Raw genomic sequence first — 24507 nt, 5'->3', positions numbered from 1 at the left:
GGCCCGCGCCCAGAACCGAAGGTTTGCACCCATGCGCTATATCAGTACCCGCGGCCAGGCACCGGCCCTGAATTTCGAAGATGTCCTGCTGGCCGGCCTTGCCAGCGATGGCGGCCTGTACGTGCCGGAAAACCTGCCACGCTTCACCCAGGAGGAGATCGCCTCCTGGGCCGGCTTGCCGTACCACGAACTGGCCTTCCGGGTGATGCGCCCGTTCGTCGACGGCAGCATCGCCGATGCCGACTTCAAGAAGATCCTGGAAGAAACCTACGGCGCCTTCGCCCACGCCGCCGTTGCGCCGCTGCGCCAGCTGGGAGGCAACGAATGGGTCATGGAACTGTTCCACGGCCCGACCCTGGCCTTCAAGGATTTCGCCCTGCAGCTGCTCGGCCGCCTGCTCGACCACGTGCTGGCCAAGCGCGGAGAGCGTGTGGTGATCGTCGGCGCCACCAGCGGTGACACCGGCTCCGCAGCTATCGAAGGCTGCCGCCGTTGCGACAACGTCGACATCTTCATCCTGCACCCACACCAGCGCGTGTCGGAAGTGCAGCGCCGCCAGATGACCACCATCTTCGGTGACAACATCCACAATATCGCCATCGAAGGCAACTTCGACGACTGCCAGGAAATGGTCAAGGCCAGCTTCGCCGACCAGTCCTTCCTCAAGGGCACGCGCCTGGTGGCGGTGAACTCGATCAACTGGGCGCGGATCATGGCCCAGATCGTCTACTACTTCCATGCAGCGCTGCAGCTGGGTGGCCCGGCCCGCTCGGTGGCCTTCTCGGTGCCGACCGGCAACTTCGGCGACATCTTCGCCGGCTACCTGGCGCGCAACATGGGCCTGCCGATCAGCCAATTGATCGTGGCCACCAACCGCAATGACATCCTGCACCGCTTCATGAGCGGCAACCAGTACGTCAAGGATGCCCTGCACCCGACCCTGTCGCCGTCGATGGACATCATGGTGTCGTCGAACTTCGAGCGCCTGCTGTTCGACCTGCACGGTCGCAACGGCGCCGCCATCGCCGAGCTGATGGAGCGCTTCAAGCAGGGCGGCGGCTTCAGCGTCGAGCAAGACCGCTGGACCGAGGCCCGCAAGCTGTTCGATTCCCTGGCGGTGACCGACGAGCAGACCTGCGAGACCATCGCCGAGGTGTTCGCCAGCACCGGTGAGGTGCTGGACCCGCACACGGCGATCGGCGTCAAGGCCGCCCGCGAATGCCGCCGCAGCCTGGCCACGCCAATGGTAGTGCTGGGCACGGCGCACCCGGTCAAGTTCCCCGAGGCGGTGGAAAAGGCAGGCGTGGGCAAGGCCCTGGAACTGCCGGCGCACCTGAGCGATCTGTTCAGCCGCGAAGAGCGCTGCACGGTCCTGGCCAATGACCTGAAGACCGTCCAGGCCTTCGTCAGCCAGCACGGCAACCGCGGCAAGCCGCTCTGACGCCATCGCGGGACAGGTTGGACCGCCGGTCCGACTTGTCCCGCGATCACCGGCAACGCCGGTGCCATGCGCCGTGGCGCGCAAGCCATTCCCGCAGCGCGTGGCGCGGATATTTCTACAAAAGATTCGGATTTTTCTGACATAGCTTTCAGCGTGACGCCATTAGAGTGACTTGCCCATTCACGCGGGTGCGATACTCCAGGAGCGGCTCATGCAATGGCTCAACGTGCTGATTCACGCACGACCTTCCCACGACATTTCCCTGCATCAGGCCTGCAATGCCCACGGCGTCTTCAATGTACGGGTCGCCCAGGACCTGCTCGAGGCCAAGTCCTGCCTGGCGCAACGCGGTACGATCGACCTGCTGATCCTGGACAATGCCATGCCGGTACGAGAGGGGCGAGTCCTGCTCCGGCAGGTGGATCGCGCGCAGCGTCCTTGTGCGTTGTTGTTCGTCGGCGAGCCGGCGGGGCAGGGGGAGAGCCTGGCCCGCGAAGCCCGGCGGCAGGACCTCAAGGTCGTCGGTGAGTTGTCCTGGCCCTTGTCGATGCCGACCTTGCAAAAAGCACTGGAGCGCCTGGCGTTGCCGGCCGGCCTATCCGTCTAGGCCCGTTGTCAAACTGTCATCTCCCCCGCGCATGCTCAAGGTGACCGGCGCCGTGTGACGAACTTTCCGCTGCGCCTGGTGGTCAGTTCCGATAGGTTCCACGAACAGCGAGTAAGCCGGATGGAAAGAATCTGCAAACTGCTCAACCATGCCCTGACCCCTTACCAGGCCCACCTTGGCGAAACCGACGCCAGCGGCAACCGCCAACTCACCGTGGTCGACAAGCAAGGGGAAGTGACCCTCCAACGCACCGTGAGCCAACGTCAGTTGCAGGACCAGCGGCTGCTGGTCGATCTGGTCGATGGCCTGCATCGGGACCTGCAGATCGCCGAAGGCCGCTTGCAACCCTGCGTGATTGCGGCCTTGCAGCACCAGCGAACATTTCAGGGAACCTTCGCCTGAACGGCTCATCAGAAACCGTAGGGGTGGTGTGACAGCGCTTTGCTCCGGTGCTGCGGGCTGCCCCTGGAAGTCCCTTGGACTTCGCTTGGCCCCGGACGATCCTTCCCCAGCGTCCGGGGTTTCTTTTTGGCTTTCAGGCAATAAACCTAGTCCTGGCGGTCTTCGAAAAAGTGCTTGCTGTGCTCCAGGTAGTCCTGTCGTTGCTCCGGGTCCAGCCATTGGGCATACAGTGCAGGCAGGACGTCCCGGCGCAGGGCCGGCAGCAGTTGGTCGATATGGCGGATGGCTTCGCGCCCCAGCGGTGTATCGGAGCAGCCGACGTGCAGGAACTGGTAGCGGTTCACGCCTTGAATGGGATGGAACGCGTAATTTTCCAGCGGCCAACCCTGTACCTGGATCAGGTAGCGGATTTCCGGCCAGTACCCCAGCACCAGTTGCAGGCGCCCCAGCTGCTGCATCTGCAACAGGTTGGTGGTGGCTTCGTTGCCGTAATGGCGGCTCACGACGGTGTCGGGCAGTTGGCGCAGCATAGCGTCGACCTGGGTGCTGTAGCTGCGTTCTGCGACCACGCCAAGCTTGAGACGGGGCTCGGCGAGCAAGCGTTTGAGGTCGACTTGCTGGCCGTCCAGAAGGGGCGCCAGCATGCCCTGGTCGCGCTTACGCACTACCACGCCGCTGCTCAGCACGCCCAAGGACGGTGTGGAGAAATGCACGAACCTGGCCCGCTCCGGCGTCCACAGCAAGGTCGGATCGCAGGTGAAGCTGGGTTCTTGGAGCATCTGCATGCCCCGGGCACGATTGACCCGGATGATGCTGTGCTCGTATTCGGGCATTTGTGTGATCAACTGTGGCAGCAAGCGGTCGATGACGCCCTGGCCTTGTGCCACGCCATCGAAGATGGTGAACGGCGGCAAGTCGCGTATCAGCCACATCAGGCGCTCCTTGGCGCTGGCCATGGCGGGCAGCAACCCGCACAACAGCACCAACAGGCCCAGTACCTTCCGGACGGCCAGGGGCATCGGCGTGCGGTCAGACCGCACCGGCTTCGCGCAACCGGCTGATGGCTGGCGCGTCGTAGCCCAGGCCGGCGAGCACCGCCTCGGTATGTTCGCCCAGGGCCGGGCCGACCCATTCGGTGGAGCCCGGGGTGTCCGAGAGCTTGGGGACGATGCCCGGCATCTTGAACGGCTTGCCATCGGGCAGCCTGGCCTGGAGGAACATTTCGCGGGCCAGGTACTGCGGGTCATTGAACATGTCCTCGGCCGAGTAGATCCGGCTCGCCGGTACCTCGGCATCGGTCAGCACCTGCATCACCTGCGCCAGCGGCAGGCTGTTGACCCAGCGGTCGATGACGCCGTAGAGCTCGTCGCGGCGCAGGTCCCGGCCATCGTTGGTGGCCAGGGCCGGGTCGCTGGCCAGGTCGTCGCGGCCGATGGCCTGCATGAAACGCTTGAAGATGGCATCGCCATTGGCGCCGATCTGCACGTGCTTGCCATCGGCGCTGGTGTGGATGGAGGAGGGCGTGATGCCCGGCATGATGTTGCCGGTGCGCTCGCGGATGAAGCCGAACACATCGAACTCCGGCACCATGCTTTCCATCATGGCGAAGATGGCTTCGTACAAGGCCACATCCACCACCTGCCCCTGGCCACCGTTGACCTCGCGGTGACGCAGGGCCATGAGTGCGCCGATCACGCCCCACAGGGCGGCGATCGAATCGCCGATGGAGATCCCGGTGCGCACCGGCGGGCGGTCCTCGAAACCTGTGATGTAGCGCAGGCCGCCCATGGATTCGCCCACGGCGCCGAAACCGGGCTGGTCCTTCATCGGGCCGGTCTGGCCGAAGCCCGACAGGCGCACCATGACCAGGCGCGGGTTGAGCGCATGCAGCACATCCCAGCCCAGGCCCAGTTTCTCCAGCACGCCGGGCCGGAAGTTCTCGATCAGGATGTCGGCATCGGCCAGCAGCCGCTTGAGAATCTCACGGCCCTCAGGGTGCTTGAGGTTGAGCGTCAGCGATTGCTTGTTGCGCGCCTGGACGAACCACCACAACGAAGTGCCCTCGTACAGCTTGCGCCATTTGCGCAGCGGGTCGCCGCCATCGGGGGATTCGACCTTGATGACCTCGGCGCCGAATTCGGCGCAGATGCGCGAGGCGAAGGGGCCGGCGATCAGGGTACCGAGCTCGATCACTTTCAGGCCGGCGAGGGGTTTGCTGGGCGTGGGCATGGGGCATCCGTGGCGGCTGGGTTGATGCGTGGTTTTATCATAGGTCGTCGGCTGCAGGTACTGTCACGGCACAACGAAGGGCGGGATCGGTTAGACTGTGTGACTTTTATTTCGCAAGAAGCCCCCGCCCATGGCCCAGCCGTCCACCACCTACAAGTTCGAACTGAATCTGACCGACCTCGACCGCGGCGTATACGAGAACGTCCGCCAGACCATCGCCCGTCATCCTTCGGAAACCGAGGAACGCATGGCCGTGCGCCTGCTGGCCTATGCCCTGTGGTACAACGAGAACCTGTCGTTCGGCCGCGGCCTGTCGGACGTGGACGAGGCCGCTTTGTGGGAAAAGAGCCTGGATGACCGCGTGCTGCACTGGATCGAAGTCGGCCAGCCGGATGCCGAGCGCCTGACCTGGTGCTCGCGCCGTACCGAACGTACCAGCCTGCTGGCCTATGGCAGCCTGCGCGTATGGCAGAACAAGGTGGTCGATGCGGTCAAGGGCCTGAAGAACCTCAGCATCGCCGCGGTGCCCCAGGAAGCGCTGGAGACCCTGGCCACCGACATGCCCCGCTCGATCAAGTGGGACGTGATGATCAGCGAGGGCACCCTGTTCGTGACCGACGACCGTGGCCAGCACGAAGTGCAGCTGGAGTGGCTGCTCGGTGAGCGTGGCTGACCTGTCCCCAACCTGATTGCCGAAGCCCCCGATGCGTATCGAACCTCGTCCCTTGCCACCGAGCCTGCCCTTTCTCGGTAACCTCCCGCCCTTGCTGACCCGCCTGTATGCCGCCCGTGGCGTGCAGTCGGAGGCCGAACTGGACAAGAGCCTGGCGCGGCTGCTGCCCTACCAACAGCTCAAGGGCATCGACGCGGCGGTGGACCTGCTGGTCGAGGCGCTCGACCAGCGCCAGCGCATCCTCATCGTCGGCGATTTCGACGCCGACGGTGCCACGGCCAGTACCGTCGGTGTGCTTGGCCTGCGGCTGCTGGGCGCGGCCCATGTCGACTACCTGGTGCCGAACCGTTTCGAATACGGCTATGGCCTGACCCCCGAAATCGTCCAGGTGGCCCTGCAGCGCGAGCCGCAGTTGCTGATCACGGTGGACAACGGCATCTCCAGCGTCGAGGGCGTCGCCGCCGCCAAGGCGGCCGGCCTGAAGGTGCTGGTCACCGACCACCACCTGCCGGGCGAGCACCTGCCGGATGCCGACGCGATCGTCAATCCGAACCAGCCCGGCTGCGATTTCCCCAGCAAGGCCCTGGCCGGCGTGGGGGTGATCTTCTATGTATTGATGGCTCTGCGTGCACGCCTGCGCAGCCTGGGCCGCTATGACAGCCAAGCGCAGCCGAATATCGGCGAGCTGCTCGACCTGGTGGCCCTGGGCAGCGTCGCCGACGTGGTGCCGTTGGATGCCAACAACCGCATCCTGGTGCACCAGGGGTTGGAGCGTATCCGCGCCGGGCGGGCCCGGCCGGGGCTCAAGGCCATTCTCGAAGTGGCCCGGCGCGATCACCGGCGCATCACCTCCACCGACCTTGGCTTCATTCTCGGCCCGCGCCTGAATGCGGCCGGTCGCCTGGACGACATGAGCCTGGGGATCGAATGCCTGCTCTGCGATGACGCAGCCTTGGCGCTGGACATGGCCCAGCAGCTCGATGGGCTGAACCAGGACCGCAAGTCCATCGAACAGGGCATGCAGCGCGAGGCGCTGGCCCAGCTCAAGGACCTGCCGGTCGAGTCCATGCCTTATGGCCTGTGCCTGTTCGAGCCCGACTGGCACCAGGGGGTGATCGGCATCCTTGCGTCGCGGCTGAAGGAGCGCTATCACCGGCCGACGATCGCCTTTGCCGACGCCGGCGAGGGGATGCTCAAGGGGTCGGCGCGCTCGGTACCTGGGTTCCATATCCGCGATGCGCTGGATGCGGTGGCTGCACGGCATCCGCACTTGATCAGCAAGTTCGGCGGGCATGCCATGGCGGCCGGCCTGTCGTTGCCGGCGGAGCATTTCCCGGCGTTTGCCGCAGCCTTCGACGAGGAGGTTCGCCGGCACCTTGGGGAAGAGGACCTGACCGGGCGGTTGCTGTCCGACGGGACGCTGGCGGTCGAGGAGTTCCACCTGGACCTGGCACGCGCCTTGCGCCATGCCGGGCCGTGGGGGCAGCACTTCCCCGAGCCATTGTTCCACGGGGTTTTCCAGTTGGTCGAGCAGCGGGTGGTGGGGGAACGGCACCTGAAGGTGGTGCTCAAGAGTGAGTGCGGTTCGGTCAGGCTGGACGGGATTGCCTTCGGGATCGACCGGGAGGTCTGGCCGAACCCTACGGTGCGTTGGGTGGAGCTGGCCTACAAGCTGGATGTGAACGAGTTTCGCGGGCAGGAGAGCGTGCAATTGATGATTGCACACATGGAGGCGCGGTAGCCGGATTTATCGGCGCGCGCTCCTCCCTCGATTGGGCGGCGCTCGATCTTTCAGACACCGCCCCCCTGAAGGCAGGCACTCCCTATCTGGTCTAGTCTGAACACTACCGATACCGGACCAAGGCCTCACACAAGTGCCCGGACCGGCCAACCATTGGAGTCCCTGGGAGGTCCCCTCATGAGCCTGCTGCTTGAGCCCTACACCCTGCGTCAGCTGACCCTACCCAACCGCATCGCCGTCTCCCCCATGTGCCAGTACTCCGCCGCTGACGGGCTGGCCAACGATTGGCACCTGGTGCACCTGGGCAGCCGTGCCGTTGGCGGCGCTGGCCTGGTGATCACCGAAGCCACCGCCGTCACCCCCGATGGTCGCATCAGTGCCGAGGACCTGGGCCTGTGGAACGACGCCCAGATCCCACCCCTGCAGCGCATCACCCGCTTCATCACCGCCCAGGGCGCCGTGCCCGGCATCCAGCTCGCCCATGCCGGGCGCAAGGCCAGTACCCATCGCCCCTGGCTGGGCAAGCACGGCAGTGTCAAGGTCGAAGACGGCGGCTGGCAGCCGGTAGGCCCGTCGAAGATTGCCTTCGACCCGGAGCACACCGTGCCCCGTGAGTTGTCCGAAGATGAAATCACCGGCATCGTCCAGGCCTTCGCCGATGCTGCGCGCCGTGCCCTGGAGGCGGGTTTCAAGGTGGTCGAGGTGCATGCTGCCCACGGCTACCTGCTGCACCAGTTCCTGTCGCCGCTGAGCAACCAGCGGCGCGATCGCTATGGCAGCTGCTTCGAAAACCGTATCCGCCTGACCCTGGAAGTCACCGAGGCGGTGCGCAAGGTGTGGCCACAGGAGCTGCCGCTGTTCGTACGGGTCTCGGCCACCGACTGGGTCGAAGATGGCTGGAACCCGGACGAAACCGTCGAGCTGGCCCGGCGCCTGAGAGCCATTGGCGTGGACTTGATCGATGTGTCCTCCGGCGGCACCTCGGTCAACGCCGAAATCCCCACCGGCCCCGGCTACCAGACCCGATTTGCCGAACGGGTGCGCAAGGAGTCGGAGATTGCCACCGGCACCGTGGGCATGATCACCGAACCGGCCCAGGCCGAGCACATCCTGCGCACCGGGCAGGCCGACATCATCTTCCTCGCCCGCGAGCTGCTGCGCGACCCGTACTGGCCCCTGCACGCCGACGACGACCTGGGCGGCAACAAGGCCACCTGGCCGGCCCAGTACCAACGGGCTACCAGCCGGGCCAACCCGATCCATGAGTCGGACTTGAGGGAGTGACCGCGCTATTTCAGTTACGGGCGGCTTGATCGAGGATGTCGCTCACCCACTGGTTGATGCTCTTCTGCGCCAGTTCGGCCTTCGCTGCCACGCTGGCGTGGAGAGCCGGTTCCAGGCGAAGGCTGAGCTTGCCGGAGTAGGCTTTCTGCGGGGCCCGGCCCAAGCGTTCGCAGGTTTCCAGGTAATCGTCCACGGCGTCTTCGAAGGCGCTGCGCAACTCACTGATCGATTCGCCATGGAAACCAATCACATCGCGTATGCCGGCAACGTGCCCGATCAGCAATTGGTCTTCATCGCTGTACTCGATGCGTGCGCTATAGCCGCGATAGCTCATGACATTCATGGGGTTACTCCTACCTGCTCGAGGAATTGACGGGCGTCGCATATCTGGTATGGCTTTGCATGCCTGTCTGGGTGTGGCCGATGAAAGGTCGCCACCACCCCCTTTAACTCGAAGCGCACCCGAGAGCCTCTGCCCTCGATGACCCTCGCGCCAAGCGATACCAAAAGCGACTCCAGCCGCGACCATTCCAGGGTCTTGGGAGGGGGCGTGCTGAAGATTAAGGACAAGGTCGTTCGCTGATGTGTGTTCATGGTATCAGGCTATGATACCAATTGCGCGTGTCACAACCGCTTGCGAGTAGGAAGGGGAAGCGCTTGTTGAATGAAATCGCGACACCGCTTCCGGTGAAAGACGCGGCGTCATCTCGTCCGTCAGCTCAATGCTTGATCATCACATGCCGCACGCAGGTGTAGTCCTCCAGGCCATACATCGACATGTCCTTGCCATACCCCGAATGTTTCTGCCCGCCATGGGGCATTTCGCTCACCAGCATGAAGTGGGTATTGACCCAGGTGCAGCCATACTGCAGGCGCGCCGCCAGGCGATGGGCGCGACCGGTGTCGCGAGTCCACACCGACGAGGCCAGGCCGTAGTCGGAGTCGTTGGCCCAGGCCAGGGCCTGGGCCTCGTCGCTGAAGCGCGTCACCGATACCACCGGGCCGAACACTTCGTGGCGCACGATCTCGTCGTCCTGCTGGGCGTCGGCCAGTACCGTGGGCTCGAAGAAGAAGCCGTCGCCGGGCAGTACCTTGCCGCCGGTGACCAGACGGATGTGCGGCTGGGCGATGGCCCGCTGCACCATGCCTGCGACCTTGTCGCGATGCTGGGCGCTGATCAAAGGGCCCAGTTCGGTATCGGTGGCATCCTGCAGGCCAGGCTTGATCGTGGCCACGGCCTGGCTCAGGCGCTCGACGAAGCGTTCGTAGATGCCATCCTGCACGTAGAGCCGGCAGGCGGCGGTGCAGTCCTGGCCTGCGTTGTAGAACCCGAACGTGCGGATGCCCTCGATGGCGGCATCCAGGTCGGCATCATCGAACACCAGCACCGGCGCCTTGCCACCCAGCTCCATGTGCATGCGCTTCACGCTTTCGGCGGTGGCACCGATGATGCGCGCACCGGTGGGGATGGAGCCGGTCAGCGAGACCATGCGCACCTTGGGGTGGGTGACCAGCGGCGTGCCGACCGTCTGGCCACGACCGAAGACGATGTTCAGCACCCCGGCGGGCAACAGGTCCTGGGCCAGCTCGGCCAGGCGCAGGGCGGTCAGCGGTGTCATCTCCGAGGGTTTGAGCACCACCGTGTTGCCTGCCGCCAGCGCTGGGGCGATCTTCCACGCCAGCATCATCAACGGGTAGTTCCACGGGGCAATGGAGGCGACTACGCCCAATGGATCGCGACGGATCATCGAGGTATGGCCCGGCAGGTATTCGCCGGCCGCCGAGCCGCCCAGGCAGCGGGCGGCACCGGCGAAGTAGCGGAACACGTCGGCGATGGCCGGGATCTCGTCAGCCAGTGCGGCGGCGAACGGCTTGCCGCAGTTCTGCGATTCCAGCCGGGCCAGCTCCTCGCCGTGGCGTTCGACCGTGTCGGCCAACGCCAGCAAGGCCTGTGCACGGTCCTTTGGGGTGGTCTGCGACCAAGTGTCGAAGGCCTGGTCGGCTGCGCGCACCGCGGCGTCCACTTGGGCCTCGCTGGCCTCGTTGATCTGCGCCAGGGCGCTGCCCAGGGCCGGGTTCAGCACGGTCCAGGCCGGACCTTCGCCGTTCACCAGGCGGCCATTGATCAGCATTCGGGTGTGCATGGGAGTCCTCCTAGGTCATTTGCCGCTGCCCGCAACGCTTTCGCCGCCACGGGGCAAGGAATAGGCGCCGAGAAGATATCTGTGGTTGGCATGGGCCGCAGTCGAGTCTAGTCCGTTTTTATCGGGTGGCCGCGCAACATCTGGAAGCAAATGCATTAAGCGTGAGTTCAGCGTGCGGGCCTAATCTGGGGCTTTCCTTTCCAGTGAAGAGGTAATGCCAGATGAACACCCGTGGCTTGCTCGATCAATTGCTCAAGTCCGGCCAGCAATTGCTGCAGAACTCGCAAGGCAAGAGCGAGGCCGGCAAGGCCCCCGGCCTTGGCGACCTGCTGGGTGGCCAGGCGGGCAAGGGCGGCCTTGGCAGCCTGCTCTCCGGTGCCGGTGGCGGCGCGTTGGCGGCAGGGGCCATGGGCCTGTTGCTGGGCAACAAGAAGGCCCGCAAGTATGGCGGCAAGGCGCTGACCTATGGTGGCCTGGCCGCTCTTGGCGTGCTGGCCTACAAAGCCTATGGCAACTGGCAGGCGCGCCAGGGCACGGCCCAGCCGCAGGAGCCGCAGACCCTCGACCGCCTGCCGGCTGCCCAGGCCGAGCAGCACAGCCAGGCCGTGCTGCGCGCCCTGGTGGCGGCCGCGAAGTCCGATGGCCATATCGACGAGCGTGAGCGGGCATTGATCGAAGGCGAGTTCGTCAGGCTCGACAACGACCGCGAACTGCAGCATTGGCTGCATGCCGAACTGAACAAGCCGCTGGACCCCGCCGAAGTTGCCAGCGCCGCGCAGACACCGGAAATGGCCGCCGAGATGTACCTGGCGAGCGTGATGATGGTCGACCAGGAGAACTTCATGGAGCGCGCCTACCTGGATGAACTGGCACGCCAGCTGCGTCTGGACGCGAACTTGCGCCAGGAATTGGAGGCACAGGTCAAGCTCGCCGCCGGGCAATGACCCGACCTGGGCAGGGAAGCCCCGTCACCCCTTGATTGAGCTGCGATTGCGCTGGGCGCCTACGCTATACTCTGGCGATTTTCCCCGCTCGTATCGAATTCCTGAGGGCTGAATGTGAAGAACTGGACCTTGCGCCAACGGATCCTGGCAAGTTTCGCCGTGATCATCGCCATCATGCTGCTGATGATCGTTGCCGCCTACTCGCGGCTGGTGGCGATCGAGGCCAGCGAAGAATCGGTGGGGTCCGACAGCATTCCCGGCTTCTACTACAGCTCGATGCTGCGCAGTGCCTGGGTCGACAGCTACGTGGCCAGCCAGCAGCTGGTGGGCCTGTCCAATCGCCGCGAGATGACGGCGGCCGACCTGGCCGACTTCAAGTCGTTCGACGAGCGTCTCAAGCAATACATGGCCAGCTACCAGGGCACGATCAAGGAGTCGGACGACCAGGCCGCCCTCGATACCTTCCGGCGCCTGGAAGCGGAATACATCAAGATCCTCGACCAAGTGCTGGCTACCTACCGGCAAAAGGACTACGCCGAGGCCGAACGGTTGGTGAACGATGTGCTGACGCCGGCGTGGGTCAATGGCCGCCAACACCTCAATGGTGTCATCGAGCGCAACCGGGAATCGGCCGAGTCGGCGACCAACGATATCGTCAGTGCGGTGGCCACCGCCAAGGGCAGCATGGTCGTCTCGTTGCTGCTGGCAATCGTTGCCGCAGGCATCTGCGGCCTGTTGCTGCTGCGCGCGATCACCGCGCCCGTGCAGCGCGTCGTGCATGCGTTGGACAAACTGCGCTCCGGCGACCTGAGCATGCGCCTGAGCCTGGACCGCAAGGACGAGTTCGGCAGCATCGAGACCGGTTTCAACGAAATGGCCGAGGCCTTGGCCAACCTGGTGGCCCAGGCCCAGCGCTCGTCGGTGCAGGTGACCACCTCGGTCACCGAAATCGCCGCCACGTCCAAGCAGCAGCAGGCCACCGCCACCGAAACCGCCGCCACCACCACGGAAATCGGTGCCACCTCGCGGGAAATCGCCGCCACCTCCCGTGACCTGGTGCGGACCATGACCGAAGTCACCTCCGCCGCCGACCAGGCCTCGGTATTGGCCGGCTCCGGCCAGCAGGGCCTGGCGCGCATGGAGGAAACCATGCACCAGGTGATGGGCGCAGCCGACCTGGTCAACGCCAAGCTGGCGATCCTCAACGAGAAGGCCAGCAACATCAACCAGATGGTGGTGACCATCGTCAAGGTGGCTGACCAGACCAACCTGTTGTCGCTCAATGCCGCCATCGAAGCGGAGAAGGCGGGCGAGTACGGGCGTGGCTTCGCCGTGGTCGCCACCGAGGTGCGACGCCTGGCCGACCAGACGGCCGTGGCCACCTACGATATCGAGCAAATGGTGCGCGAGATCCAGTCCGCCGTGTCGGCCGGGGTCATGGGCATGGACAAGTTCTCCGAGGAAGTGCGCCGGGGCATGTTCGAAGTCCAGCAGGTGGGCGAGCAGCTCAGCCAGATCATCCACCAGGTGCAGGCGCTGGCGCCGCGGGTACTGATGGTCAACGAAGGCATGCAGGCCCAGGCCACCGGTGCCGAACAGATCAACCAGGCCCTGGCCCAGCTCAGCGATGCCAGCACCCAGACTGTGGAGTCGTTGCGCCAGGCCAGCTTCGCCATCGATGAACTGAGCCAGGTGGCTGCCGGACTGCGCGGCGGCGTGTCGCGCTTCAAAGTCTGATCGCGATGAACGACGTGCAGCTCCAGCAGGAGCAGGCAGGCGACGGCAAGGGCACGCTGTACCTGCAGTTTCGCATCGGTGACCAGCGTTTTGCCCTGGATGTGCACGAGGTGATCGAGGTATTGCCGCGCCGTACGCTCAAGCCCATCGCTCAAGCCCCTGCGTGGGTGGCAGGTATCCTGGCCCACCGCGGCGCACTGGTGCCGGTGGTGGACCTCTCGGCGCTGAGCTTCGGTCGCCCGGCCCCCATGCGCACCAGTACCCGACTGGTGCTGGTGCATTACCGTGGCGACCAGCAACTGGGCCTGGTCCTGGAGCAAGCCACCGATACCCTGCGTTGCCGCCCCGACGAGTTCCAGCCCTATGGCCTGGACAATACCGATGCGCCGTACCTGGGGCCGGTGCGCCAGGATGCAGGCGGGTTGTTGCAGCGTATCGAGGTGGACGACCTGCTGCCGGACGATGTGCGCCGGTTGCTGTTTCCCGAGCTGCCTGGGCAGGTGACGGCATGAACCAGCAGCATTTCTTCCGCTTCCTGCAGGAGCGTATCGGCCTGGACGTGGACTCGGTCGGCGCGCCCATGGTCGAGCGGGCCTTGCAGCAGCGCTGCGCCGCTTGCCAGACCAGCGACCTGGACGACTACTGGCTGCGCCTGCAGCAGTCGGTAGACGAGCAACAAGCGCTGATCGAGGCGGTGATCGTTCCGGAAACCTGGTTCTTCCGCTACCCGGAGTCGTTCACTGCCCTGGTGGGGCTGGCCCATAAACGCCTGGCCGAGCTGGCCGGCGCACGCCCGCTGCGCATTCTCAGCCTGCCCTGTTCGACCGGCGAGGAACCCTATTCGATCGCCATGGCATTGCTCGATGGGGGCATGGACCCGGCGACGTTCCGGATCGATGGCATCGACATCAGCCCCAGTTCCATTGCCCGCGGCGAGCAGGCGGTATACGGGCGCAACTCCTTCCGTGGTATCGACCTGGCCTTCCGTGACCGGCACTTCAGTGAAACCGACGAAGGCCACCAACTGGCCGAGCGGGTACGCAACCAGGTCAACCTGCAGGTAGGCAATGTGCTGGACCCCCTGCTCAAGAGCCGCGAAGGGCTCTACGACTTCGTGTTCTGCCGCAACCTGTTGATCTATTTCGACGTGCCGACCCAGCGGCGAGTTTTCGAGGTGCTCAAGCACCTGACCCATGCCCAGGGCGTGCTGTTCATCGGGCCGGCCGAGGGCAGCCTGCTGGCGCGCCTGGGCATGCGCCCGCTGGGCATCGCCCAGTCGTTCGCCTATGTTCGCCAGGAAGAGCCACCGCCCCCGGCCACCCGCCCGGTACTGGCCGTTCGCACGCTGACGATGCCGCCCTTGTCGCCGCGGCCTGTGACTCGCCCCGCCCGGATGCCTCGCCCGGTGCCGGCGGTTTCCCATGCCCCGTCCCATGGCGAAGGCGAGCGGCAGTTGCTCGAGCGCATCGCTCGCCAGGCCAATGCCGGCGACAGCGAACAGGCGCGGGCCAGCTGCCAGCAGTATCTGCAGCAGTTCCCGCCCAAGGCGCAGGTCTATTATTGGCTGGGCCTGCTCAGCGATACCGAAGGCGACATCCAAGCCGCACTCAGCCATTACCGCAAGGCACTGTACCTGGAGCCCCAGCATCCAGAGGCGTTGGTGCACCTGGCGGCCTTGCTCGCCTCCCAGGGCGATGAGGCCGGGGCCCGTCGGCTGCAGGCGCGGGCTGCGCGTGCGGGGCGGGAGTCTGAACGATGAGTGACGTACAGGGGGTGCACCTGATCGCACGGGACGATGAGCTCATCGACGACTGCTGGAACCGCATCGGCGTGCATGGCGACAAGCAGTGCCCGTTGCTCGAACGCCATGTCCACTGCCGCAACTGCCAGGTCTATGCCGCAGCGGCCACCCGCCTGCTGGACCGCTATGCCCTGTTGCAGGACGAGCAGGACGTGGTGTTGCCGCCGGAGGAAGACAGCGTTGGGCGCTCCATGCTGCTGTTCCGCCTGGGCGAGGAGTGGTTGGCCCTGGCCTGCGCATGCCTTGCCGAAATCGCCCCGCTGCAGGCCGTGCATTCACTGCCGCACCAGCGTTCACGGGTACTGCAGGGCGTGGCCAACGTACGTGGCGCGCTGGTGCCCTGTCTGTCGCTGGCCGACCTGCTGGGCATGGAAATACTGCCGGCCCAGGAACGCAATGGCCGAGTGATGCCACGTATGTTGATCCTTGCAGCCGAAGGTGGCCCGGTGGTTATCGCGGTGGACGAAATCGATGGTATCCACCGCCTGGACCCTGCGCGTTTGGTCGATGGCCAGGACGCCGCGCATTTCACTGCGGCGGTGCTGCAATGGCGCGGCCGCAGCGTGCGGGTGCTGGATGAACGACACGTACTGTCTGCCGTGAAGCGGAGCCTGTCATGACCCCTGAGCAAATGCGCGACGCATCGCTGCTCGAGCTGTTCAGCCTGGAGGCCGAGGCCCAGACCCAGGTGCTCAGTGCTGGCCTGATGGCGCTGGAACGCAACCCGACCCAGGCCGACCAGCTGGAAGCCTGCATGCGTGCGGCCCACTCCCTCAAGGGCGCCGCCCGCATCGTCGGCATCGATGCCGGGGTCAACGTGGCCCATGTCATGGAGGATTGCCTGGTGGCCGCCCAGGAAGGGCGTCTGCTGCTGCGTGCCGAGCATATCGATGCCCTGCTGCAGGGCACCGACCTGCTGATGCGCATCGCCACGCCGGGCGACCAGGGCAGCGAGGCGGCGGTGCCGGCCTTCCTGGCACAGCTGGCCGGCCTGCTAGACCCGAGTGCGTCCGCTGCAGCCCAACCCAGTGCTCCCGCCGCTGCGGCCTTGCCTCCTGCAGCAGAGGCAGAGGTGCCAGAGGCTGTGAGCGAGCCGGCCGAGCCCGGCCCGCTGCGCAGGGCCACCAAGCGCGGCGGGGAAGGGGCCGAGCGGGTGCTCAGGGTCACGGCCGACCGCCTCAACAGCCTGCTGGACCTGTCGAGCAAGTCGCTGGTGGAAACCCAGCGCCTGAAGCCCTACCTGGCCAGCCTGCAGCGCCTCAAGCGCATGCATGGCCAGGGCATGCGCGCCCTCGATGGGCTCAAGCAGCAGCTCGAAGGCAGCGGCCAAAGCCAGGAGGTGCTCGAAGCCCTGGCCCAGACCCAACGTCTGTTGGGCGAAACCCAGCAGATCCTGCAGCAGCAGGCCGCAGAGATCGACGAGTTCGGCTGGCAGGCCAGCCAGCGTGCGCAGCACCTCTACGACACGGCGCTGGCCTGCCGCATGCGCCCCTTCGCCGATGTCCTGACCGGGCAGAGCCGCATGGTCCGCGACCTGGGGCGCTCCCTGGGCAAGCAGGTGCAACTGCAGGTCGAGGGCGAAAAGACCCAGGTCGACCGCGACGTGCTGGAGAAGCTAGAAGCGCCCTTGACCCATCTGCTGCGCAATGCCGTCGACCATGGCATCGAGCTGCCCGAGCGGCGTCTGCTGGCGGGCAAGCCGGTCGATGGCACGTTGCGCCTGCGTGCGTCCCACCAGGCCGGGCTGCTGATTCTCGAACTCAGCGATGACGGCGCCGGTATCGACCTTGAGCGCCTGCGTCGCAGCATCGTCGAGCGTGCGCTGTCGCCTGCCGAGACCGTGGCGCAGATGAGCGAGGCGGAGCTGCTGACCTTCCTCTTCCTGCCGGGCTTCAGCCTGCGTGACCAGGTCACCGAGGTGTCCGGGCGGGGCGTTGGCCTGGATGCGGTGCAGCACATGGTGCGCGAGCTGCGCGGCTCGATCGAGCTGACCCAGGTGTCCGGCCAGGGGTGCACCTTCCACCTGGAAGTGCCGCTGACCTTGTCGGTGGTGCGCAGCCTGGTGGTGGAAGTGGGCGGTGAAGCCTATGCGTTCCCATTGGCGCACATCGAACGCACCCTGGAGGTGTCCGCCGAGCAGATCGTGCAGATCGAAGGGCGCCAGCACTTTTGGCACGAGGGCCGGCACATCGGTCTGGTGGCCGCGAGCCAGTTGCTCAACCGCCCGGCAGGGCAGGATGACGAACGCAGCCTGCGGGTCGTGGTGATCCGTGAGCGCGATCAGCTCTACGGTGTGGCGGTCGAGCGCCTGGTCGGCGAGCGGGTGTTGGTGGTGATGCCGCTGGATACGCGCCTGGGCAAGGTCCAGGACATTTCTGCCGGGGCCTTGCTCGACGATGGCTCGGTGGTGCTGATCATCGACGTCGAAGACCTGCTGCGCTCGGTCGAGAAGCTGCTCAGCACCGGGCGGCTGGAGCGTATCGAACGTGGTGCCCGGGGTGGGCGTGGCCTGGTGCGCAAGCGCATCCTGGTGGTGGACGACTCGCTCACCGTACGTGAGCTGCAGCGCAAGCTACTGGGCAACCGCGGCTACGACGTGGCCGTGGCGGTGGACGGCATGGACGGCTGGAACGCCTTGCGCAGCGATGATTTCGACCTGCTGATCACCGATATCGACATGCCGCGCATGGACGGCATCGAACTGGTGACCCTGGTACGCCGGGACCAGCGCCTGCAATCGCTGCCGGTGATGGTGGTGTCCTACAAGGATCGTGAAGAAGACCGGCGACGTGGACTGGACGCCGGCGCCGACTACTATTTGGCTAAGGCCAGCTTCCATGACGACGCGCTGCTGGACGCCGTGGTGGAGCTGATCGGAGGGGCCCAGGGATGAAGATCGCCATCGTCAACGACATGCCCATGGCCGTGGAGGCCCTGCGCCGGGCGCTGGCCTTCGAGCCTGAGCACCAGGTGCTGTGGGTGGCGGCCAATGGCGCCGAGGCGGTAAGGCTGTGCGCCGAGCAAACCCCGGACCTGATTCTCATGGACCTGATCATGCCGGTGATGGACGGCGTCGAGGCCACCCGCCGAATCATGGCCGAGACCCCATGCGCCATCGTCATCGTCACGGTCGATCGCAAGCAGAACGTGCACCGGGTGTTCGAGGCCATGGGCCATGGCGCCCTGGACGTGGTCGACACGCCTTCGCTGGGGGCCGGCGACGCCCGGGAAGCGGCCGCGCCACTGTTGCGCAAAATCCTCAATATCGGCTGGTTGATCGGCCAGCAACGGCCAGCCACGACCCGGACTGTGTCGGCGCCGCTGCGTGAAGCGTCCCAACGTCGTGGCCTGGTAGCCATCGGTTCCTCGGCGGGTGGGCCGGCGGCACTGGAAGTGCTGCTCAAAGGGCTGCCGCGGGAGTTCCCGGCCTCCATCGTGCTGGTCCAGCATGTGGACCAAGTGTTCGCCGCCGGCATGGCCGAATGGCTCAGCGGGGTGTCCGGCCTGCCGGTACGCCTGGCCTGTGAAGGCGAGCCACCACAGCCGGGGCAGGTCCTGCTGGCGGGCACCAACCACCATATCCGCCTGATGCAAGGCGGCCAGCTGGCGTATACCGCCGAGCCGATCAACGAGATCTACCGCCCCTCGATCAACGTGTTCTTCGAGAGCGTGGCCCGCTACTGGACCGGCGATGCCGTCGGCGTGCTGCTCACCGGCATGGGCCGCGACGGCGCCCAGGGCCTCAAGCAGATGCGCCAGCGAGGGTTCCTGACCATCGCCCAGGACCAGCAGAGCTCCGCCGTCTACGGTATGCCAAAGGCCGCCGCGGCGATTGATGCCGCCGTGGAGATCCGGCCGCTGGAGCGTATCGCCGGGCGGCTGATGGAGATCTATCCAAAATGAAGTTATGTATTGAGTCACGCCGGCTGGCCGGCAGTGACCGGGTGAACAGGCATGAATGATCTACCGATCGAAGGTTTCACGACCATCAACGAAAGCGCGGCGATGGTCCTGCTGGTCGACGACCAGGCGATGATCGGCGAAGCGGTGCGCCGTGGGCTGGCCCATGAGGAGAACATCGACTTCCATTTCTGCGCCGACCCCCACCAGGCGGTGGCCCAGGCCATGCGCATCAAGCCCACGGTCATCCTCCAGGACCTGATCATGCCAGGCCTCGATGGCCTGACCCTGGTGCGCGAATACCGCAACAACCCGGTCACCCAGGACATCCCGATCATCGTCCTGTCGACCAAGGAAGACCCACTGGTCAAGAGCGCAGCCTTCGCCGCCGGGGCCAACGACTACCTGGTCAAGCTGCCGGACAACATCGAGCTGGTGGCGCGGATCCGCTATCACTCGCGCTCCTACCTGACCCTGCTGCAGCGCGACGAAGCCTACCGCGCCCTGCGGGTCAGCCAGCAGCAGCTGCTCGATACCAACCTGATGCTGCAGCGGCTGATGAACTCCGATGGCTTGACCGGGCTGTCAAACCGCCGTCACTTCGACGAATACCTGGAACTCGAATGGCGGCGAGCCATGCGCGAACAGCAGCAATTGTCGCTGTTGATGATCGACGTCGATTATTTCAAGGCCTACAACGACAGCTTCGGCCACTTGGCCGGCGACGAGGCCCTGCGTCAGGTGGCCGAAGCCATCCGTGGTTCCTGCTCGCGGCCCACCGACCTGCCGGCACGCTATGGCGGCGAGGAGTTCGCCCTGGTGCTGCCCAATACCTCGCCCGGCGGGGCCCGGCTGATCGCCGAGAAGCTGCGCCAGACCGTGCTGGCGCTGAACATTCCACACATCGCCCCCCAGGCCGATGCGCACCTGAGCGTGAGCATCGGCCTGGCGACCCTCACGCCTGGCATCGGCAGCCATAGCCGGCAGCTGATTTCGGCGGCCGACAAGGGGCTGTACATGGCCAAGAACAACGGGCGTAACCAGGTGGGTGTGGCCTGACTCCCTTGCGGCTTGCACCAGTACACAGCGCGCAAGTGCGGCGCGTACCTTGTGCCGCGCAGGGGCGCGCGACGGCCTCCTGCCGATACCGCCCGGCGGGTCTGCCGCCCTGGCACGGACTGCGTTATACTCGCGGGCTTTTCACCGAATTCGCGCGAGTAGCCAGCCCATGGAAATCCAACCAATCCTGAACACCATCAAGGACCTCACCGAACGTTCCCAGTCCATTCGGGGGTATCTTTGACTACGATCAAAAAGCTGATCGCCTGATCGAAGTCAACCGCGAACTGGAAGACCCTGCCGTCTGGAACAAGCCCGAGTATGCCCAGGGGCTGGGGCGCGAGCGTGCCATGCTGGCACAGGTCGTCGAAACCCTGGACAAAATGTCCAATGGCCTGTCCGACTGCAAGGACCTGCTCGACATGGCCGTCGAAGAGAATGACGAAGCTGCCGTCAGCGATGTCGTGACCGAGCTGGAGGGGCTGGAAGAAGTCCTGGCCCAGCTCGAGTTCCGTCGCATGTTCAGCGGCGAGATGGACATGAACAACGCCTACCTGGACATCCAGGCCGGCTCCGGCGGCACCGAGGCCCAGGACTGGGCCAACATCCTGCTGCGCATGTACCTGCGCTGGGCCGACAAGCGCGGTTTCGACGCCACCATCATCGAGCTGTCCGAAGGCGAGGTCGCCGGCATCAAGGGCGCCACCGTGCACATCAAGGGCGAGTACGCCTTCGGCTGGCTGCGCACCGAGATCGGTGTGCACCGCCTGGTGCGCAAGAGCCCGTTCGACTCCGGCGCCCGTCGCCACACCTCGTTCTCGGCGGTGTTCGTCTCGCCCGAGATCGACGACAAGGTCGAGATCGAGATCAACCCGGCCGACCTTCGCATCGACACCTACCGCTCCTCCGGTGCCGGTGGCCAGCACGTGAACACCACCGACTCGGCGGTGCGTATCACCCACGTGCCGACCAACACCGTGGTGGCCTGCCAGAACGAACGTTCCCAGCACGCCAACAAGGACACCGCCATGAAGATGCTGCGGGCCAAGTTGTACGAACTGGAAATGCAGAAGCGCAATGCCGCCTCGCAAGCCCTGGAAGACAGCAAGTCGGACATCGGCTGGGGCCACCAGATCCGCTCCTACGTGCTCGATGACTCGCGCATCAAGGACCTGCGTACCGGCGTCGAGCGCAGCGACTGCCAGAAGGTCCTGGACGGCGACCTAGACCAGTACCTGGAAGCGAGCCTCAAGCAGGGGCTGTAAACCGCACACCACCGCCGCGATACCAGGCCCCGGGCCGGTATCGCGTGCCCTGCCCGACAGGGGCAACGAACACCTGATGGAAACAATGACGACATGAGCGACCTCAAGACCGAATCGCAAGACCTGCAACAGGAAGAAAATGCCCTGATCGCCCTGCGCAAGGAAAAACTTGCCGCCGAGCGTGCCAAGGGCAACGCCTTCCCCAACGACTTCCGTCGCGACAGCTACTGCAACGACCTGCAGAAACAGTACGCGGACAAGACCAAGGAAGAGCTGGAAGCAGCCGCGATTCCGGTCAAGGTTGCCGGCCGCATCATGCTCAACCGTGGCTCGTTCATGGTCATCCAGGACATGACCGGGCGCATCCAGGTCTACGTCAACCGCAAGACTCTGCCGGAAGAAACCCTGGCCGCGGTCAAGACCTGGGACCTGGGCGACATCATCAGTGCCGAAGGCACCCTGGCCCGTTCCGGCAAGGGTGACCTGTACGTCGAAATGACCAACGTGCGCTTGCTGACCAAGTCGCTGCGCCCGCTGCCGGACAAGCACCACGGCCTGACCGACACCGAGCAGCGCTACCGCCAGCGTTACGTCGACCTGATGGTCAACGAGGAAACTCGCCACACCTTCCGTGTGCGTTCGCAGGTGATCTCGCACATCCGCAAGTTCCTCATCGAGCGCGACTTCCTCGAAGTCGAGACGCCGATGCTGCAGACCATTCCCGGTGGCGCCGCGGCCAAGCCGTTCGAAACCCACCACAACGCCCTGGACATGGCCATGTTCCTGCGTATTGCGCCGGAGCTGTACTTGAAGCGCCTGGTCGTGGGCGGTTTCGAAAAAGTCTTCGAGATCAACCGCAACTTCCGTAACGAAGGCGTCTCGACCCGGCACAACCCCGAGTTCACCATGCTCGAGTTCTACCAGGCCTACGCCGACTACCGCGACAACATGGACCTCACCGAGGAGCTGTTCCGCGAGCTTGCGCAGTTGGTACTGGGTTCGACCGACGTGCCGTATGGCGACAAGGTGTTCCACTTCGGCGAGCCGTTCGCGCGCCTGTCGGTGTTCGACTCGATCCTCAAGTACAACCCTGAGCTCACCGCCGCCGACCTGCAGGACGTCGACCGTGCCCGCGAGATCGCCAAGAAGGCCGGCGCCAAGGTGCTGGGCCACGAAGGCCTGGGCAAGCTGCAGGTGATGATTTTCGAGGAGCTGGTCGAGCACAAGCTGGAGCAGCCGCACTTCATCACCGAGTACCCGTTCGAAGTCTCGCCGCTGGCGCGCCGTAACGACGAGAACCCGGCCGTCACCGACCGCTTCGAGCTGTTCATCGGTGGCCGCGAGATCGCCAACGCCTATTCCGAGCTCAACGATGCCGAAGACCAGGCCGAGCGCTTCCTGGCCCAGGTGGCCGAGAAGGATGCCGGTGACGACGAGGCCATGCACTACGACGCCGACTTCGTCCGAGCCCTGGAGTACGGCATGCCGCCGACTGCCGGTGAGGGTATCGGTATCGACCGTCTGGTCATGCTGCTGACCAACTCGCCGTCGATCCGCGACGTGATCCTGTTCCCGCACATGCGTCCGCAGGCCTGAGCATGGTAAAGGGGGCCGCTGCGCGCCCTGCCCTGTAGGAGCGGGCTCGCCCGCGAAAGGGCTGCGCAGCAGCCCCAGAATTTCAAAGCGCCGCTCCAATGAATGCCAAGTGCCTTCGGAGCGGCCTTTTTTTGCCTGCAACCCTTTTGTGACTGGTTGGTCACAGTTCGCGGGCCGGCGCCGCCACCGGCTACAAACCGTCTTTACTGGAAGAAGAGGGGAAGACCCTCGCTGAGATTCAACGAGGTAAACATCGTGACTCCCGCAATGGCTCAACAAGGTGCAGCCGGCGTCGCCAGCGCCGTCGCTGAAAGCGTGCAATACCAAGGGCGCAAGACTGCCCGCCAGGGCAGCGAGCAGCGCCGCCAGCAGATCCTCGACGCAGCCATGCGCATCGTCGTGCGCGATGGCGTGCGTGGCGTGCGGCACCGGGCGGTGGCCGCCGAGGCCGGTGTGCCTTTGTCGGCCACCACCTACTACTTCAAGGACATCGAAGACCTGCTCACCGATACTTTTGCCCAGTATGTCGAGCGCAGCGCCGCCTACATGGCCAAGCTCTGGGCCAGTTCCGAAGTGCTGCTGCGCCAGTTGCTCGCCCAGGGCGACGGCAGCCCGGCGTCCCGGGCGCGCCTGGCCGACGACGTGGCACGCATGATGGCAGACTATGTCAGCCGCCAGTTGCATACCCGGCGCGACTTCATCATGGCCGAGCAGGCCTTCCGCCAGGAGGCGCTGTTGTGCCCGCGCCTGGCCGAACTGGTAACCGCCCACGAACAGATTCTGCTGCATGGCGCACGCCAGATGCTGCAGGTGGTCGGCTCGCGCCAGCCCGAGCAGGACGCCCAGATGTTGACGGCGATAATCGAGCAGATGGAATATCAGGGCCTGCTCAAGGATGCGAATGCGCAAGCCGATGGGCAGATGCTCGCTATCCTTACCCGGTACCTGCACCTGGTGCTGGCATCGGCCTAGGCTGGGACCGACCCCAGGGGCGACCGACTTTTTCAAGGAGAACCTGATGAAAGCCTGGCGTGTGGTGTTGTTGACGCTGTCATTCCTGATGCTCGGTGGCTGTCTGGTGACCTTCCATGAACCTTTGCCCAGCAACCAGGCCGCGCCCAAGGCGCTGCTTGGCAAATGGAGCAGCAAGGACGCCTGGGGCGAGCCGCTCAAGCTCGCCATCAGCCGCGTCGGCGGCGATGCCTACCGGGCGGTGGCCACCGCCAAGGGCAAGGCACCCGAGGAGTACGTCTTTACCGTGTCGCGCCATGGCAACCGCTGGTACCTGTCGGCGGGGGTGCCCAAGCGACTGGGCGGCAACTTCCTGATCGGCGGCTTCGATATCGTCGATGACAAGGAGCTGGTGCTCTACAACCTCGATGTCGACCAGGTCCAGCAGGCGCTGGAGCACAAAGAGCTCAACGGGCGCAGCACCGAGGGGGTGGAGGACAACGGGCCGGGTGTGTTGATCGACAGCCCGGCGGAGCGGGTTCTGGCCTACCTGGACGACCCGGCCAATTCCGACCTGTTCGTCGAAGTGGCACGTTTCCAGCGTTCCAGCAAATGACCGTGCGGCCTCATCGCCGGCAAGCCGGCTCCCACGGGTATATCACTGCCCTTGCGCATGTGTATCGGTGAGAGCAACTGTCTTGCCGGATTTCTGTGAGCTGGCGCAACCCGGTGG

The 24507-nt window shown here is 65.2% G+C and carries 23 protein-coding genes; 18 read left to right on the top strand and 5 right to left on the bottom strand.

Translation table 11 applies throughout. The features are described 5' to 3' along the window. Positions 1-31 precede the first annotated feature (31 nt). The 3 genes from thrC to AC1MHZ_RS05005 all read left to right on the top strand — a co-directional run bounded on the left by thrC (position 32) and on the right by AC1MHZ_RS05005 (position 2450). The gene (gene thrC / locus AC1MHZ_RS05015) at positions 32-1441 is read left to right on the top strand and encodes a threonine synthase (protein WP_482966090.1); all 1410 of its coding nucleotides are present in this window, start codon (positions 32-34) and stop codon (positions 1439-1441) included. Between the two features lie 211 nt (positions 1442-1652). Beyond that, positions 1653-2048 carry a response regulator gene (locus AC1MHZ_RS05010; RefSeq protein ID WP_482966089.1) on the top strand — a complete coding sequence of 132 codons (396 nt, stop codon included), beginning with the start codon at positions 1653-1655 and terminating at the stop codon, positions 2046-2048. A gap of 120 nt (positions 2049-2168) precedes the next feature. Next, positions 2169-2450 (top strand): DUF3509 domain-containing protein, encoded by a 282-nt coding sequence (locus tag AC1MHZ_RS05005; protein ID WP_084856772.1) that lies wholly within the window; start codon positions 2169-2171, stop codon positions 2448-2450. 146 nt (positions 2451-2596) lie between these two features. On the opposite strand, the gene AC1MHZ_RS05000 is transcribed toward AC1MHZ_RS05005, so the two are convergent. Both AC1MHZ_RS05000 and AC1MHZ_RS04995 read right to left on the bottom strand, forming a co-directional pair. Beyond that, positions 2597-3469, bottom strand: coding sequence for a TIGR02285 family protein (locus AC1MHZ_RS05000; protein WP_324813151.1), 873 nt, complete (start codon positions 3467-3469; stop codon positions 2597-2599). Between the two features lie 10 nt (positions 3470-3479). Next, positions 3480-4679 carry a CaiB/BaiF CoA transferase family protein gene (locus AC1MHZ_RS04995; protein ID WP_324813148.1) on the bottom strand — a complete coding sequence of 400 codons (1200 nt, stop codon included), beginning with the start codon at positions 4677-4679 and terminating at the stop codon, positions 3480-3482. Between the two features lie 130 nt (positions 4680-4809). Here AC1MHZ_RS04995 and AC1MHZ_RS04990 point away from each other — a divergent pair, with 130 nt between their 5' ends. From AC1MHZ_RS04990 to AC1MHZ_RS04980, 3 genes are all read left to right on the top strand, one after another. Further along, complete coding sequence (locus AC1MHZ_RS04990) at positions 4810-5352, top strand: YaeQ family protein (protein ID WP_084856775.1); 543 nt, start codon at positions 4810-4812, stop codon at positions 5350-5352. 31 nt (positions 5353-5383) lie between these two features. Next, on the top strand, positions 5384-7093 hold the full coding sequence (gene recJ, locus AC1MHZ_RS04985) for a single-stranded-DNA-specific exonuclease RecJ (RefSeq protein ID WP_084856777.1): 1710 nt from the start codon (positions 5384-5386) through the stop codon (positions 7091-7093). A gap of 177 nt (positions 7094-7270) precedes the next feature. After that, positions 7271-8377, top strand: coding sequence for an NADH:flavin oxidoreductase/NADH oxidase (locus tag AC1MHZ_RS04980; protein WP_084856779.1), 1107 nt, complete (start codon positions 7271-7273; stop codon positions 8375-8377). 10 nt (positions 8378-8387) lie between these two features. Here the strand turns inward: AC1MHZ_RS04980 and AC1MHZ_RS04975 are convergent, their stop codons facing one another. The 3 genes from AC1MHZ_RS04975 to AC1MHZ_RS04965 all read right to left on the bottom strand — a co-directional run bounded on the left by AC1MHZ_RS04975 (position 8388) and on the right by AC1MHZ_RS04965 (position 10521). Further along, entirely contained in the window at positions 8388-8720 is a 333-nt protein-coding gene (locus AC1MHZ_RS04975; protein WP_084856780.1) for a type II toxin-antitoxin system HicB family antitoxin, read from the bottom strand. Continuing rightward, on the bottom strand, positions 8717-8971 hold the full coding sequence (locus AC1MHZ_RS04970; protein ID WP_084856782.1) for a type II toxin-antitoxin system HicA family toxin: 255 nt from the start codon (positions 8969-8971) through the stop codon (positions 8717-8719). Before AC1MHZ_RS04970 ends, AC1MHZ_RS04975 begins: the two co-directional genes overlap by 4 nt. A 125-nt stretch (positions 8972-9096) precedes the next feature. Further along, on the bottom strand, positions 9097-10521 hold the full coding sequence (locus AC1MHZ_RS04965) for a gamma-aminobutyraldehyde dehydrogenase (RefSeq protein WP_482966088.1): 1425 nt from the start codon (positions 10519-10521) through the stop codon (positions 9097-9099). Between the two features lie 221 nt (positions 10522-10742). Here AC1MHZ_RS04965 and AC1MHZ_RS04960 point away from each other — a divergent pair, with 221 nt between their 5' ends. From AC1MHZ_RS04960 to AC1MHZ_RS04905, 12 genes are all read left to right on the top strand, one after another. After that, positions 10743-11465 carry a tellurite resistance TerB family protein gene (locus AC1MHZ_RS04960; RefSeq protein WP_084856785.1) on the top strand — a complete coding sequence of 241 codons (723 nt, stop codon included), beginning with the start codon at positions 10743-10745 and terminating at the stop codon, positions 11463-11465. A gap of 114 nt (positions 11466-11579) precedes the next feature. Continuing rightward, the gene (locus AC1MHZ_RS04955; RefSeq protein ID WP_084856787.1) at positions 11580-13202 is read left to right on the top strand and encodes a methyl-accepting chemotaxis protein; all 1623 of its coding nucleotides are present in this window, start codon (positions 11580-11582) and stop codon (positions 13200-13202) included. A 5-nt stretch (positions 13203-13207) separates the two neighbouring features. Continuing rightward, a complete protein-coding gene (locus AC1MHZ_RS04950) occupies positions 13208-13714 on the top strand; it encodes a chemotaxis protein CheW (protein ID WP_084856788.1) in 507 nt (168 codons plus the stop codon). Beyond that, positions 13711-14961 carry a CheR family methyltransferase gene (locus AC1MHZ_RS04945; protein WP_482966087.1) on the top strand — a complete coding sequence of 417 codons (1251 nt, stop codon included), beginning with the start codon at positions 13711-13713 and terminating at the stop codon, positions 14959-14961. Before AC1MHZ_RS04950 ends, AC1MHZ_RS04945 begins: the two co-directional genes overlap by 4 nt. Next, positions 14958-15623, top strand: a complete 666-nt coding sequence (locus AC1MHZ_RS04940; protein ID WP_084856791.1) for a chemotaxis protein CheW — start codon at positions 14958-14960, stop codon at positions 15621-15623. Before AC1MHZ_RS04945 ends, AC1MHZ_RS04940 begins: the two co-directional genes overlap by 4 nt. Next, entirely contained in the window at positions 15620-17896 is a 2277-nt protein-coding gene (locus AC1MHZ_RS04935) for a hybrid sensor histidine kinase/response regulator (RefSeq protein ID WP_084856793.1), read from the top strand. The genes AC1MHZ_RS04940 and AC1MHZ_RS04935 overlap by 4 nt, the downstream gene beginning before the upstream one ends. After that, the gene (gene cheB, locus AC1MHZ_RS04930; protein WP_482966086.1) at positions 17893-18906 is read left to right on the top strand and encodes a chemotaxis-specific protein-glutamate methyltransferase CheB; all 1014 of its coding nucleotides are present in this window, start codon (positions 17893-17895) and stop codon (positions 18904-18906) included. The genes AC1MHZ_RS04935 and cheB overlap by 4 nt, the downstream gene beginning before the upstream one ends. A gap of 51 nt (positions 18907-18957) precedes the next feature. Beyond that, positions 18958-19962, top strand: coding sequence for a response regulator (locus AC1MHZ_RS04925; RefSeq protein ID WP_084856796.1), 1005 nt, complete (start codon positions 18958-18960; stop codon positions 19960-19962). Positions 19963-20131: 169 nt separating this feature from the next. After that, a protein-coding gene (gene prfB, locus AC1MHZ_RS04920; protein ID WP_143515203.1) for a peptide chain release factor 2 occupies positions 20132-21227 on the top strand; the annotation gives its coding sequence in 2 pieces (ribosomal slippage) (positions 20132-20203 and positions 20205-21227; 1095 coding nt in all). Positions 21228-21320: 93 nt separating this feature from the next. Further along, entirely contained in the window at positions 21321-22823 is a 1503-nt protein-coding gene (gene lysS, locus AC1MHZ_RS04915) for a lysine--tRNA ligase (protein ID WP_060478386.1), read from the top strand. A 267-nt stretch (positions 22824-23090) separates the two neighbouring features. Then, entirely contained in the window at positions 23091-23795 is a 705-nt protein-coding gene (locus tag AC1MHZ_RS04910; RefSeq protein WP_084856799.1) for a TetR/AcrR family transcriptional regulator, read from the top strand. A gap of 46 nt (positions 23796-23841) precedes the next feature. After that, a complete protein-coding gene (locus AC1MHZ_RS04905; RefSeq protein WP_084856801.1) occupies positions 23842-24390 on the top strand; it encodes a hypothetical protein in 549 nt (182 codons plus the stop codon). Positions 24391-24507 lie beyond the last annotated feature (117 nt).

This window comes from Pseudomonas sp. FA-1 (genome assembly GCF_056856075.1).
The sequence above is the reverse complement of the archived record's forward strand: the minus strand, read 5'-3'. Positions and strand labels throughout refer to the sequence as shown.